We start from the raw sequence: 13,136 nt of genomic DNA on the forward strand, positions 1-13,136 counted from the left end.
TCCTCCAGGGAACAAAGCCCGTCCCGGGCTTTCCTGGATGCAACTTAGGGTTGGTATGTTGCTACAAAATTTATGAACCGGATGCTTTTTTGAAGCGCACCCGATCCGGCTTGCATCCTTTCCCCAACCTTCCCACCCTGGCGGGCAAGGAACGGACCCACCGATGCAAACCAGCTTTTCGCCCGCGCAGCTCGCCGACCCCGACACGCGCGAATCCAACACCATCCTGCGCAGCTGCGTGCATTGCGGCTTCTGCACCGCCACCTGCCCGACCTTCGTGCTGCTGGGCGACGAGCTGGATTCGCCGCGTGGCCGCATCTACCTGATCAAGGACATGCTGGAAAGCGGCAAGCCGGCCACCGAGGCGGTGGTGCGGCATGTCGACCGCTGCCTCTCCTGCCTCTCCTGCATGACGACCTGTCCCTCCGGCGTGCACTACATGCATCTGGTGGACCATGCCCGCCGCTACATCGAGGAAAGCTACACCCGCCCCTGGCCGGAGCGGATGCTGCGACGGGTGCTGGGCGCCACGCTGCCCTATCCGCGCCGCTTCCGCGCGGCGCTGGCGGCGGCGCGGCTGGCCCGGCCGCTGGGCGGGCTGATCCCCGGCCAGGGCAGCACGGCGCGCCGGCTGCGGGCCATGCTGTCGCTGGCACCCGCGAGCCTGCCCTCGGCGAGCGACTCGCAGGCGCCGCGCATCCACCGTGCCGAGGGCGCGCGGCGCGGCCGCGTGGCGCTGCTCACCGGCTGCGCGCAGACGGTGCTGGCGCCTTCGATCAACGAGGCCACCATCCGGCTGCTGACCCGCATGGGGCTCGAGGTGGTGGTGACGGCGGAGCAGGGCTGCTGCGGCGCGCTGAACCACCACATGGGCCAGCACGACCCGGCCATGGCGCTCGCCCGCGCCAACATCGCCGCCTGGACGCGCGAGATCGACGGCGAGGGGCTGGACGCCATCGTGGTGAACGCCTCGGGCTGCGGCACCACGGTGAAGGATTACGGCTTCATGTTCCGCGAGGAGCCGGAGCCCTGGGCGGCGCGCGCCGCCGCCGTGGCGGCGCGGGCGAAGGATGTCTCGGAGGTGCTGCAGCAGTTCGGCTACGCGCCGAGCCGGCCCGCGCCGGGCCTGACGGTGGCCTACCACGCCGCCTGCAGCCTGCAGCACGGGCAGAGGATCACCGCCGTGCCGAAGCAACTGCTGCTGAAGGCGGGCTTCACGGTGAAGGAGCCGGCCGAGCCGCATCTCTGCTGCGGCTCGGCCGGCACCTACAACCTGATGCAGCCCGAGATCGCCGGGCAGCTCAAGGCGCGCAAGCTGGAGAATCTGCGGCGCACCGGAGGGGCGGTGATCGCCAGCGGCAATATCGGCTGCCTGACGCAGCTCGGCGGCGAGGCGATGCCGGCCATCCACACGGTGGAGCTGCTGGACTGGATGGCAGGCGGCCCGCGGCCCGCGGCCCTGCCACAGGGCGTGGCGGGTGGTGGGGCACCGCCGATGGCCGCCGAATAGGGCGGCCCGGCCCCCCGCGGCGCGCGGGGGGCGAGAGGCCGCTCAGGCCGCCATCTTGCGCGCGGCGCCGTCGCGCGCCAGCACGGACATCGCCTCGGCCACCAGGCTGGCCGCGTCCTCGGAGCCGGCATCCAGGCAGCAGCGCTCGGCGTGGCTCAGCAGCCGGAGCACGGCGGCCAGGTCGCGTTGCGCCTGGTGGGTCCAGAGGACCGCGGCGATCGGAGTGTCCATGGCGATAAAATACCCGAGATTGCGATGGGGCCGCCGCTTAACATCCTGCGGCCTGCAGGGGCCAGCGGAAACCGCCATCCTCGCGGCACCGCCTCCCGCTGCCCCGCGCTACTGCGGCAGGGCCGGCATGGACGCATTCCAGGACCCTGCCTGCGGCAGCAGGGCGGCCGCCAGCGCCGCGTGGTGCGCTGCCTCGCGCGCGCCGAGCCGCGCGCACTCGGCCTCGATGTAGGAGAGCATCAGCAGGAGCGCCTCCTGGTCGATGCGCAGCTTCTGCTGGAGGGAAGAGGTGTCGGCGGTGGCGGGAGAGGCCATGGAACGCGACCCTGGGGTGAGAGGAAAAGCAGGAGAAGGCGTGTTCACAATCTCGTGATTAAACCATGACGGTGCCGATATCAACAATCAAACCTCCCTGTCGTCAGGCCTTGGCTTGGCCTGGGCGCTCCCCATAGGCTCATGCGAATCCTTCGGAGCGACTCGATGCTGCGTCCCCTGATCCGCATGCTGTCCCTGTTGCCGTTCCTTGCGGCGACACCCGCCCTGGCCGGGCCGACGCTGGAGGGGGTGAAGGCACGGGGCCAGCTCGTCTGCGGCGTCAACAGCGGGGTGGCGGGGTTCTCCGCGCCCGACAGCCAGGGCAACTACCAGGGGCTGGACGCCGATTTCTGCCGCGCCGTGGCCGCCGCCACGCTGGGCGAGGCGGCGAAGGTGCGCTTCGTGCCCACCACCTACCAGACCCGCTTCGTCGCCCTGCAATCGGGCGAGATCGACGTGCTGGCCCGCAACGTCACCCAGACGCTGATGCGCGACACCGCCCTCGGCTTCAACATGGCGGGGGTGAACTTCTACGACGGGCAGGGCTTCGTGGTGACGAAGGCCAGCGGCATCACCGGCGCGAAGCAGCTCGACGGCGCCACGGTCTGCGTGCTGCCCGGCTCGACCAGCGAGCTGAACCTCGGCGATTTCGCCCGGCGCGAGAAGCTGCGCATCCAGCCCGTGGTGCTCGGCTCGATGGACGAGATGACCGCCGCCTACCAGGCCGGCCGCTGCGACGCCATGACCACCGATGCCTCGCAGCTCGCCGCGCTGCGCGTCTCGGCGCTGCGCGAGCCGGCGGCGCATGTCATCCTGCCCGAGCGCATCAGCAAGGAGCCGCTCGGCCCGATGGTGCGGCATGGCGACGAGGAATGGCGCGACATCGTCGCCTGGACGCTGGCGGCGATGGTCGAGGCGGAGGAGCTCGGCGTCGGCCGCGCCAATGTGGAGCAGATGCGCGGCGCGCAGGACCCGAACGTGATGCGCCTGCTCGGCGTGACGCCGGGCTTCGGCAAGGCGCTCGCCCTGCCCGAGGACTGGGCGTACCAGGTGATCCGGCAGGTCGGGAACTATGGCGAGGTGTTCGACCGCACCCTGGGCAAGGGCTCGCCCATCGGGCTGGAGCGCGGCCTGAACGACCTCTGGACGCGTGGCGGGCTGATGTACGCCCTGCCGCTGCGCTGAAGCCGTCCCCTCTTCTTCATCCCGCTTGATTTCGAACAATGACATGGCGTCCGGCGTTCCGCTGTGATGCCATGCGTTCGTGACGCCGCGCGGTTCCCCGCGCGGCGCCCCCAAAGAGAGCAAGGAGGACTTCGCCTATGGCACGAGTGGCCCTCGTCACCGGTGGTCAGCGCGGCATCGGTGCTGCGATCAGCGAGCAGTTGCAGAAGGCCGGCCGCAAGGTAGTCGCCTCCTATGCCGGCAACGACGCCGCCGCGGCAGCCTTCACCGAGCGGACCGGCATCCCCACCGTCAAGTTCGACGTCTCCGACTTCGAGGCGTGCCAGGCGGCGGTGGCCAGGATCGAGGCCGAGCACGGCGCCATCGAGATCCTGGTGAACAACGCCGGCATCACCCGCGACGGGACCATGAAGCGCATGGACCGCAAGATGTGGGACGACGTGATCGACACCAACCTCGGCTCCTGCTTCAACCTCGCCAAGCTGGTGTGGGAGGGAATGACGGCGCGCAAGTTCGGCCGCATCGTCAACATCGGCTCGATCAACGGCCAGGCGGGCCAGTACGGCCAGGTGAACTATGCCGCCGCCAAGTCCGGCATCCACGGCTTCACCAAGGCGCTGGCGCAGGAAGGCGCCCGCGTCGGCATCACCGTCAACGCCATCGCGCCCGGCTATGTGGACACCGAGATGGTGCGCGCCGTGCCGGAGGACGTGCTGCAGAAGATCATCGCGCGGATTCCCGTGGGCCGGCTCGGCCATGCGGAGGATATCGCCCGTGGCGTCTGCTTCCTGACGGCCGATGACGCGGATTTTATCACGGGCTCGACGCTGTCCATCAATGGTGGGCAGCACATGTACTGAGCCGGGCGGGCGGGCCCGGCCCGCCCGCCAGCCTTATGGCGGCAGGGATTTCCGCCGGCCGGCCCGGCACGCGCTCAGCGTGCCGCGGCGCTCTCCCCGTCGCTCATCACGCGATTGACGATCCACGACACAACCGCGACGATGATGGCGCTGAAGAAGGCGGCCCAGAACCCGTCGACGCGCATGCCCGGCATCAGCAGCGCGGTCAGTCCGACCATCGCCGCATTGACCACGAGTGTGAACAGGCCGAGGGTGATGATCGTGAGCGGCAGCGACAGCAGCAGCAACACCGGGCGGATCAGCGCGTTGACGATGCCGAACACGATGGCCGCCAGCACCAGATTGAACGGCCCTGTGAAGCTGATGCCCTCGATGAGCATGTCGGCACACCAGAAAGCGAAAGCGGTGATCAGGGTGCGGGCCAGGAAACCCATGCGAGAACTCCTTGTCGGTTCGCGGGCGGAACGCGGCCGCCTCCACGCAGTTGCCGGGTGATGCGTCGCCCCGTGCCGTCTTGCTGATCCGCGCGCCAGGAGAGGACTGAGGCATGTCGCCCGCTCCGCAGGTCGACTACCGCCGGGTCTACGAGGCATTGCCGGGAAGCTTCCTGCTGCTGTCCGCGGAGCCCTCCCTCCGCATCCTCGCCGCGAGCGAGGAGCATCTCCGCGTCGCCATGGTACAGCGCGAGGCGATACTGGGGCAGCCCTTCTTCGTCGTCTTCACCGACAGCGATCCGCAGGCGCCCGCCATCACCGCGCTGCGCGCCGCGCTCGCCCGCGTGCTGAAGACCGGCGAGCCCGAGCGCCTGCGCCACCTGCGCTACGCGCTGTGGGGGCCGGCGGGGAGCCTCGAGGAGCGCTGGTGGAACATCGCCTGCGTGCCCGTGCGCGACCCGGCCGGGTCGCTGCTGCACATCGTCGTCCAGGCCGAGGATGTCACCGCCGTGGTGCGGGAACGCCAGCACACGCGCGAGACGGTGCGGGGTCTGGAGGAGCGCCTTTCCACCATCTTCAACCAGGACGTCGTCGGCATCGCCTTCGCCGAGCTGAACGGCCGCTACATCGCCGCCAATGAGCGATACTGCGCCATCGTCGGGCGACCCTGGCCGGAGCTGCGGCAGTTCCGCAAGCAGGAGCTGGCCCATCCCGACGACCGGCGCGACGTCGTGGCCGCGCTGGAGCGGGTCAGCCGCTCGGATTCGCTGATCATCGAGCGCCGCTACGTGCGGCCCGATGGCGGCGTGGTGTGGACCAACAGCAGCCTCTCGGTGGCGCATGACGCCGCCGGCGCGCCGGAGATGGTGGTGGCGGTGGTGCAGGACATCAGCGCCCGCAAGGCCACCGAGGCGGCGCTGGAGCGCCGGGTGGAGCGCCGCACCGAGGATCTGCGCGCCGAGATGCTGGAGCGCCAGCGCGCCGAGGCGGCGCTGCGCCAGGCGCAGAAGATGCAGGCGGTGGGCCAGCTCACCGGCGGCATCGCGCACGACTTCAACAACATGCTGACCGGCATCATCGGCTCGATCGACATCATGCGGCGGCGGCTGGACCAGGGCGACACGGTCGCGCTGCGCCGCTACCTGGAAGGCGCCTCCGGCTCCGCCCGGCGCGCCGCGGCGCTGACCAACCGGCTGCTGGCCTTCTCCCGCCAGCACGCGCCGGACAGCCGCCCGCTCGACGTGAACGCGCTGATCGACTCGCTGCAAGAGCTGCTCACCCGCACGCTGGGCGAGCAGGTGGTGCTGCGCGTGCTGCCCGTGCCCGACCTGCCGCTGGCCCGCGCCGATGCCAACCAACTGGAGAGCGCGCTGCTCAACCTGGTGATCAACGCGCGCGACGCCATGCCGCAGGGCGGCGCCCTGACCATCGAGACAGCCCCCGCCCGGCTGACCGCGCAGGAGGCGCAGCGCCATGCCGAGGCGCGCCCTGGCACCTATGTGCGCATCGCCGTCAGCGACACCGGAATCGGTATGCCGCCGGAGGTGCTGGCGCGTGTCTTCGAGCCGTTCTTCACCACCAAGCCGCCCGGGCAGGGCACCGGGCTGGGGCTGGCGATGATCTACGGCTTCATCCGCCAGTCCGGCGGCTATGTGCGGCTGCACAGCCGCCCAGGCCATGGTTGCCGGGTGGAGCTCTACTTGCCCGTGGCGGAGGAGAGCGTGGCGGACGAGGCGCAGGGCGTGGCGGTGCTGGAGCCGCCCCAGGGCGGCGGCGAGGTGGTGCTGGTGGTGGAGGACGAGCCGGCGGTGCGCCTGCTGGTGACCGATGCGCTGGGCGAGCTGGGCTATGTGACGCGCGAGGCGGCCGATGGCCCGGCGGCGCTGACCCTGCTGACCAGCGACGAGCGGATCGACCTGATGGTGACCGATGTCGGCCTGCCGGGGTTGAACGGGCGCCAGCTCTCGGCCCGGGCGCGCGCCACGCGGCCGGAGATGCCGGTGCTGTTCATGACCGGCTACGCCGACAGCGCCTGGATGGAGGAGGGCGGCATGGAGGCGGGCATGGACGTGATCGGCAAGCCCTTCGCCCTCGGCGCGCTGGCGGCCAAGGTGCGCGCCATGCTGGAGGACGCCGCGCCGCGGTAGCGCGCCGCGCCCGGCCCGCCCGCTCAGGCGCCGGCGGGCACCAGCACGCGCCGCCCCGGCGCGCGCGCCGCCGCCGTGGCGGCGGTCCCCTTGGGCATGACGCCGTAGAGCTCCTTGCGCGCCTCGACGATCACCACCCCCGCGAAGCGCGGCGCCAGGGCCCGCCCCGCGCCTTCCCACACCCGCGCGCCGCGCAGCAGCAGCCGCGTCTGGAAGGGCGGGATGAACAGCGCCTTGTCCCGACGCGTCACGGTGTAGAGGTTGCGCTCCAGCAGGCGGGTGAGCTGGCCGGGCGAGTAGGGCCGCCCCTGGCCGAAGGGCGTGCTGTCCAGATGCGCCCAGACGCCGCGCCGGTTGGGCGCCACGATCAGCACCCGCCCCTCGTCCTTCAGCACGCGCCACACCTCGCGCAGCATGCGGCGGGCATTCTCCGAGCCCTCCAGCCCGTGCACCAGCAGCACGTTGTCGAAGCTGAGGTCGGGGAAGGGGAGCGCGCCTTCCTCCACCCGCGCGGCGAGGCCGGGGGCACCGGGCGGCCAGGGCGCCGCGTCCGTCTCGGGCAGGCTGGCGCAGAGCACCCGCGCCGCCTCGTCGCGCCACAGGCGCAGATAGGGCGCGGCATGGCCGAGGCCCAGGAGCTGCCGCCCCGGCAGGGCAGGCCAGATGCGCTGCAGGCGGTCCCGCACCAGGCGCGCGGCAACCCGCCCCGTGGCCGAGGCGTAGAATTCCCGGTACCCATGGAACTCGGCGGGGATGCCGGCGTGGACCTCGTCGCTCATAGGGCTGATATAGGGCCTCGTTCGAGGTGTGACACGTCCCTGAAGCATCCGCCGGGGCGCCGCAAACGAGGAGATCCGCGATGTCCGTGACCGTCCAGGCCGTGCCCTGCCTGTCCGACAACTATGCCTGGATGCTGCGCGACGGCGCCACCGGCACCATCGCGATCTGCGACCCGGGCGAGGCCGCGCCGGTGATCGAGGCGCTGGAGGCGGCGGGCGGGCGCTGCGACATCATCCTGCTCACCCACCACCATGCCGACCACATCGACGGGGTGGCGGAGATCCGCGCCCGCTACGGCAGCAAGGTGATCGGCGCCGCGGCCGACGCGCACCGCCTGCCGAAGCTCGACCAGGCGGTGCAGCCGGGCGACACGGTGCTGGTGGGCGCCACCGCCGGCACGGTGATCGACAGCCCCGGCCACACCCTCGGCCACATCGCCTTCCACTTCCCCGAGGGCGCCGTGCTGCTCTGCGGCGACACGCTGTTCTCGCTCGGCTGCGGCCGGCTGCTGGAAGGCACGGCGGCCGACATGTTCCGCGCCCTCTCGCTGCTGAAGCCGCTGCCGCCGGAGACGCTGGTGTGCTGCGGCCACGAATACACCGCCAGCAACGCCCGCTACGCCCTGACCGTGGAGCCGGACAACGCCGCGCTGCGCGCCCGCGCCGCCGAGGTGGAGGCCGCCCGCGCCGCCGGCCAGCCCACCCTGCCGGTGACGCTGGGCCAGGAGCTGGAGACCAACCCCTTCCTGCGCGCCGGCAGCGTGGAGGAGCTGGCCCGCATCCGCACCGGCAAGGACAATTTCCGCGGCTGAGGCGCGGCGGCGCGGGGGGCTGACGGCGGCGCCGAAGACGGGCATCCTGCCCGCCGACGCCAGAACCCCGCCGACGCCAGAACACAGGACGCGCCCGCATGAAGCTCTTCCACTCCCCCGCCTCGCCCTTCGTCCGCAAGGTGATGGCCTGCGCCATCCTGCGCGGGCTGGAGGGGCGGATCGAGCCGGTCGCCGCCAACCCGCATGTCAGCCCCGATGTGCTGCTCGCCGCCAACCCGCTGAGCAAGATCCCCGCCCTGCTCACCGACGAGGGCCAGGCGATCTACGACAGCCCGGTGATCTGCGAGTATCTCGACGGGCTGGGCGACGCCGCGCCGCTCTTCCCCGCGCCGGGCCCGAAGCGCATCGCGGCGCTGGTGATGCAGGCCCTGGCCGACGGCATCATGGACGCCGCCGTGGCGCGCCGCGGCAACGAGGGCACGCAGCCGCAGGATGAGGGGCGGCAGGCTTTCTCCGCCCGGCAGAAGGCCGCGGTGGAGCGCTCCCTGGCGGTGCTGGAGCAGGCGCCGCCGCAGGGGCTGGCCGATATCGGCGCCGTCTCCGTGGCCTGCGCGCTGGGCTATCTCGACTTCCGCTTCGCGCATGAGCCGTGGCGCGCGGCGCACCCGAAGCTCGCCGCCTGGTTCGAGGAGGTGGCCGCCAGCCCGGCCATCGCCCGCACCGCGCCGCCCCAGGGCTGAAAGGCCACCGCCCGATGGACCTGCGCGACCCCTCCCTGCCGGCGGCGGCGGTGATCGCGGCGCTCGGCCTCGCGCCCCACCCCGAGGGCGGGCACTACCGCGAGATCTGGCGGGACGTGCCGGCGGCGGGCGGGCGCGGCGCCGGCACCGCCATCTACTTCCTGCTGGCGGCGGGCGAGGCCAGCCACTGGCACCGGGTGGACGCCGCCGAGGCCTGGCACTGGTATGCCGGCGCGCCGCTGCGCCTGCGCCTCTCGGCCGATGGCGTGGCGGAGTCGGAGCGCCGCCTCGGCCCCGGCCTCGGTGCCGGGGAGGCGCCCTTCGCCATCGTGCCGACGGGCCAGTGGCAGGCGGCGGAGAGCCTCGGTGGCTGGACGCTGGCCGGCTGCACGGTCAGCCCGGCCTTCGACTTCGCCGGCTTCACCCTGGCCCCGCCCGGCTGGAGCCCCGGCGGCACAGGACCGGGTGCCGCGCCATGAGCGAGGCCGAGGCCTGGGATGCCCGTTACCGCGCCGGGGAATGGCTGTTCGGCCAGGCGCCCAACCGCTACCTGGAGACGCTGGCGCCGCGCCTGCGGCCGGGGATGCGCGCCCTGGCACTGGGCGACGGCGAGGGGCGCAACGGCGTCTGGCTCGCCCGCCAGGGCCTGCGCGTGACGGCGGTGGACTGGTCCGCCACCGGCATGGCGCGCGCCGCCGCCCTGGCCGCCGCCGCCGGCGTGGCGCTGGAGACGGCGGTGGCCGACCTCACCGCCTGGGACTGGCCCGAGGCGGAATACGACCTGATCGCCTGGGTGTTCGTGCATCTGCCGGGGCCGGACCGCCGCGCCGTGGCGGCGCGCGCCTGCCGGGCCCTGGCGCCGGGCGGGCTGCTGCTGCTGGAGGGCTTCACCCCCGCCCAGCAGGGCCGCCGCAGCGGTGGGCCGAAGGACCCGGACCTGCTCTGGACGCGGGAGGAGGCCGAGGCGCTGTTCGCCGGGTTGGCGGTGCAGGAATGCCTGGAGGGCACGGTGCGGCTGGATGAGGGGCCGCGCCACCAGGGCCCGGCCGAGGTGGTGCGCGGCCTCTGGCGCCGCGCTGCCTAGCCGGGTGGCCGGGGGAGAGCCTCCCCCGGCCGTGCCGCCGCGTTCAGGCGGCTTCGATGCACATGGCGACGCCCATGCCGCCGCCGATGCACAGCGTGGCCAGCCCCTTCTTCGCGCCGCGCGCCTGCATCCCGTAGAGCAGGGTGGTCAGCACGCGCGCGCCGGAGGCGCCGATCGGGTGGCCCAGCGCGATGGCGCCGCCATGCACGTTCACCTTCGACGTGTCCCAGCCGAGGTCCTTGTTCACCGCGCAGGCCTGGGCGGCGAAGGCCTCGTTGGCCTCGATCAGGTCGAGGTCCTGGACGTTCCAGCCGGCCTTCTGCAGCGCCTTGCGGCTGGCCGGGATGGGGCCGGTGCCCATGATGGCCGGGTCGACGCCCGCGGTCGCCCAGGAGGCGATGCGCGCCAGCGGCTTCAGGCCACGCTTCGCCGCCTCGGCCGCTGACATCACCACCAGCGCCGCCGCGCCGTCATTGATGCCCGAGGCATTGCCGGCGGTGACGGAGCCATCCTTGGCGAAGGCCGGGCGCAGCTTGGCCAGGATCTCGCGGCTGGTCTCGGGCTTCGGGTACTCGTCGTTCTCCACCACGGTGTCGCCCTTGCGGCCCTTCACCGTGACGGGGGCGATCTCGGCCCGGAAGGCGCCGCCCTTCATCGCCTCGCCCGCCTTGCGCTGGCTGTTGAAGGCGAACTCGTCCTGCTCGTCGCGGCTGATCTGGTACTTCTGGGCCACGTTCTCGGCGGTGTTGCCCATGTGGTAGCCGTTGAAGGCGTCCCACAGCCCGTCCCGGATCATCGTGTCGATCATCTGGAAGTCGCCCATCTTCACGCCGGCGCGCAGGTTGGCGCAGTGCGGGGCCTGGGTCATGCTCTCCTGCCCGCCGGCGACGACGATGGCGGCATCGCCCGAGGCCACCTGCTGGGCGGCCAGCGCCACGGCGCGCAGGCCCGAGCCGCAGAGCTGGTTGATGCCGAAGGCGGTGGCGCCGGCCGGGATGCCGGCGTTGATGGCGGCCTGGCGGGCCGGGTTCTGCCCGGCGCCGGCGGTCAGGATCTGGCCCATGATGACCTCGTCCACCGCGCCGGCCTCGATGCCCGCGCGCTCCAGCGCCGCCTGGATGGCGATGGTGCCGAGCGCGTGCGCCGGCAGGGCCGCGAAGGCGCCGTTGAAGGCGCCGACCGGTGTCCGCGCGGCGGCGGCGATCACGATATCGGTCATGGCTGGGTAACTCCCCTTGTGTTGGCCGGCCGGCCCTTTGCGGCGCCGCGTTCCGGCGAAGGCCATCGCGCTGTCGGGGCGGGCGTCGGGCGCGCCCGTCCCGCACCGCCGTTCCGGCTTACTGTGCGCCGCGTCATGCCCGGCTTACAAGCCCGCCAGCCATTCCCGCAGCGGCTGCCAGAGCACCGCCTCGGCGCGGCCGCCGGCGGCCATGCCGATATGCCCGGCCGGCACCGGCAGCACCCTGGCGCCCGGCAGCCGCGCCGCCAGCGCCAGGGCCGAGGCGGGCGGCACGATGCGGTCCGCCCCCGGCACGGCGACGAAGCTCGGCACCGCGAGCTCCGCCGGGTCCACCACCGCGCCGGCCACGCGCCAGCGCAGCCCCGCCGGCTCGTTGCGGCCGTACCAGCCGCCCAGCGCCTCGCGCGCCACGGGGGCGGCGAGGGGGACGCCGTCGTTCAGCCAGTCCTCCAGCACGACGAAGCGGTGGGCCCGCTCGCCGGCCGGGTCCATGGAAGCGAAGGCGCGGAACTTGGCGGCGATGTTCCAGGGGTCGAGCCCGGCGAACAGCGTCTGGATCAGGTCCACCGGCAGGGTGCCGGTGGCCTGCAGCACCGGCTCGATGCCGGGCAGCAGGGCGGCGAGCGTCAGCGCCCGCTCGCGTGCCTGCCCGTCGCCGGCGTGGAAGTCCCAGGGCGTGGCGAGCAGGGCGAGGCCACGCAGCCGCTCCGGCCGGCGCAGCGCCGCGGCCAGCGCCAGCAGCCCGCCCATGCAGTACCCCGCCAGCGCCAGGGGGCCGAGCGGGCGCAGCGCCGGCGCGGCCAGGGCGCGCTCCAGCCGGCCGGCGATGTAGTCGGTGAGGGTGAAGCCGCGCGCCGCCTCGTCGGGCCAGCCCCAGTCGAGCAGCAGCACGCGGGAGCCGCCGGCCGCCAGGGCGCGCAGCATGGAGTGGCCGGGCGCCAGGTCCATCACATAGGCGCGGTTGACCAGGGAGGGCACCACCAGCAGCGGCGGGCCCGCGCCGCCATAGTCGAGCAGGCGGGTCTCCCCCTCCTGCCACAGCACGGGGAGGGAGGGCATCTCGCGTTGCGCGGGGTGGCGGCGATAGGCGGCGAGGCCGGCGATCAGCGCACGGTCCTGCCGCGCCAGCTGCCGCAGCACGGCGGCGCGGAAGCGCTCAGGCGGGTGGCCGCCGGCGACGAGGGCCTCGGCGATCCGGCGCATCTCCAGCCGGCCCGCCCTCGAGATCGGCCAGGCGTCGCTCCAGCTCGGCGATCCGGGCGAGAAGGGTGCGCCCGTCATCGGGTCCAGGCTCAGCGCCGCGCCCATCCCGCGCAGCAGCGCCAGGTTCAGGTGCAGCGGCAGGGGGCGCGGGCCGCGGCGGCGCGGGGTCATCGGCGGGCGGCGCCGCGGCAGCGGGGGGCGGCGGCGGCGAAGGCGGCGGCGGGGTGGGCGGCGGGGATGCGGTGGCCTCCCGGCTCCCGCTCCACGACGCGGCCTGGAAGCGGCGTGGCGGCGGGGTGGCGGCGGCGCGCATCCAGGCGGCGCCGAAAGCCGCCCAGGCCGCCCAGCCCTCCGCCAGCTCGCGGTCGGCGGCCAGCGCCGAGATCTCGCTCTGCCACAGCGTGATCCAATCCTCTGCCAACCTCTCCAGTGCCTCAGGCCCGGCTTGGCCGCCGCCGGGCTCCGCCCCGGCGCCGGAAGCCGCGCCGGGCCGCTTCCTTTGCGCGTCGTCCTCGGGGCCTGTCATGGCAAATCCTGTCCTGCGGCGCGCGGCCCGGGGCGGCCCGGGGCGTGCCCCCGGGCGTGATCCGGCCCCGTGCCAGGCCGCGCCGGCGGAACATAGCGCCACGGGCGCG

At 73.3% G+C, this 13,136-nt stretch carries 15 protein-coding genes; 8 read left to right on the plus strand and 7 right to left on the minus strand.

Annotated elements, in window-relative coordinates; translation table 11 throughout:
* Positions 1–163 precede the first annotated feature (163 nt).
* Positions 164–1,510: a glycolate oxidase subunit GlcF gene (gene glcF, locus CR165_RS10190; RefSeq protein WP_109516871.1), complete on the plus strand. Its 1,347-nt coding sequence runs from the start codon at positions 164–166 to the stop codon at positions 1,508–1,510.
* Between the two features lie 42 nt (positions 1,511–1,552).
* Here glcF and CR165_RS10195 read toward each other — a convergent pair whose 3' ends face one another.
* Positions 1,553–1,741 (minus strand): soj family protein, encoded by a 189-nt coding sequence (locus tag CR165_RS10195; RefSeq protein ID WP_109516872.1) that lies wholly within the window; start codon positions 1,739–1,741, stop codon positions 1,553–1,555.
* Between the two features lie 108 nt (positions 1,742–1,849).
* Positions 1,850–2,056 carry a hypothetical protein gene (locus CR165_RS10200; RefSeq protein ID WP_109516873.1) on the minus strand — a complete coding sequence of 69 codons (207 nt, stop codon included), beginning with the start codon at positions 2,054–2,056 and terminating at the stop codon, positions 1,850–1,852.
* Between the two features lie 165 nt (positions 2,057–2,221).
* Here CR165_RS10200 and CR165_RS10205 point away from each other — a divergent pair, with 165 nt between their 5' ends.
* Complete coding sequence (locus tag CR165_RS10205; RefSeq protein WP_109516874.1) at positions 2,222–3,241, plus strand: amino acid ABC transporter substrate-binding protein; 1,020 nt, start codon at positions 2,222–2,224, stop codon at positions 3,239–3,241.
* Positions 3,242–3,378: 137 nt separating this feature from the next.
* Entirely contained in the window at positions 3,379–4,101 is a 723-nt protein-coding gene (gene phbB / locus CR165_RS10210; protein WP_109516875.1) for an acetoacetyl-CoA reductase, read from the plus strand.
* A gap of 74 nt (positions 4,102–4,175) precedes the next feature.
* Here the strand turns inward: phbB and CR165_RS10215 are convergent, their stop codons facing one another.
* Positions 4,176–4,535 (minus strand): phage holin family protein, encoded by a 360-nt coding sequence (locus CR165_RS10215; protein ID WP_109516876.1) that lies wholly within the window; start codon positions 4,533–4,535, stop codon positions 4,176–4,178.
* Positions 4,536–4,648: 113 nt separating this feature from the next.
* Here CR165_RS10215 and CR165_RS10220 point away from each other — a divergent pair, with 113 nt between their 5' ends.
* On the plus strand, positions 4,649–6,682 hold the full coding sequence (locus tag CR165_RS10220; RefSeq protein WP_109516877.1) for an ATP-binding protein: 2,034 nt from the start codon (positions 4,649–4,651) through the stop codon (positions 6,680–6,682).
* 23 nt (positions 6,683–6,705) lie between these two features.
* Here the strand turns inward: CR165_RS10220 and CR165_RS10225 are convergent, their stop codons facing one another.
* On the minus strand, positions 6,706–7,461 hold the full coding sequence (locus CR165_RS10225) for a class I SAM-dependent methyltransferase (protein WP_109516878.1): 756 nt from the start codon (positions 7,459–7,461) through the stop codon (positions 6,706–6,708).
* A gap of 80 nt (positions 7,462–7,541) precedes the next feature.
* Between CR165_RS10225 and gloB the strand changes: the two genes are divergently transcribed.
* The 4 genes from gloB to CR165_RS10245 all read left to right on the plus strand — a co-directional run bounded on the left by gloB (position 7,542) and on the right by CR165_RS10245 (position 10,058).
* Positions 7,542–8,273 carry a hydroxyacylglutathione hydrolase gene (gene gloB, locus CR165_RS10230; RefSeq protein ID WP_109516879.1) on the plus strand — a complete coding sequence of 244 codons (732 nt, stop codon included), beginning with the start codon at positions 7,542–7,544 and terminating at the stop codon, positions 8,271–8,273.
* Between the two features lie 98 nt (positions 8,274–8,371).
* Positions 8,372–8,974, plus strand: a complete 603-nt coding sequence (locus tag CR165_RS10235; protein WP_109516880.1) for a glutathione S-transferase N-terminal domain-containing protein — start codon at positions 8,372–8,374, stop codon at positions 8,972–8,974.
* A 14-nt stretch (positions 8,975–8,988) separates the two neighbouring features.
* A complete protein-coding gene (locus tag CR165_RS10240) occupies positions 8,989–9,453 on the plus strand; it encodes a cupin domain-containing protein (protein ID WP_109516881.1) in 465 nt (154 codons plus the stop codon).
* Positions 9,450–10,058: a class I SAM-dependent methyltransferase gene (locus tag CR165_RS10245; protein WP_109516882.1), complete on the plus strand. Its 609-nt coding sequence runs from the start codon at positions 9,450–9,452 to the stop codon at positions 10,056–10,058. Before CR165_RS10240 ends, CR165_RS10245 begins: the two co-directional genes overlap by 4 nt.
* Positions 10,059–10,101: 43 nt before the next feature.
* Here CR165_RS10245 and CR165_RS10250 read toward each other — a convergent pair whose 3' ends face one another.
* From CR165_RS10250 to CR165_RS25380, 3 genes are all read right to left on the minus strand, one after another.
* Positions 10,102–11,277, minus strand: a complete 1,176-nt coding sequence (locus CR165_RS10250; RefSeq protein ID WP_109516883.1) for an acetyl-CoA C-acetyltransferase — start codon at positions 11,275–11,277, stop codon at positions 10,102–10,104.
* 144 nt (positions 11,278–11,421) lie between these two features.
* Positions 11,422–12,672, minus strand: a complete 1,251-nt coding sequence (locus CR165_RS10255) for an alpha/beta fold hydrolase (RefSeq protein WP_109516884.1) — start codon at positions 12,670–12,672, stop codon at positions 11,422–11,424.
* Positions 12,669–12,899 carry a hypothetical protein gene (locus tag CR165_RS25380; RefSeq protein ID WP_146201871.1) on the minus strand — a complete coding sequence of 77 codons (231 nt, stop codon included), beginning with the start codon at positions 12,897–12,899 and terminating at the stop codon, positions 12,669–12,671. The genes CR165_RS10255 and CR165_RS25380 overlap by 4 nt, the downstream gene beginning before the upstream one ends.
* Positions 12,900–13,136 lie beyond the last annotated feature (237 nt).

Origin of the sequence: Teichococcus aestuarii (genome assembly GCF_003116135.1) — a bacterium.
Lineage (GTDB): Bacteria > Pseudomonadota > Alphaproteobacteria > Acetobacterales > Acetobacteraceae > Pseudoroseomonas > Pseudoroseomonas aestuarii.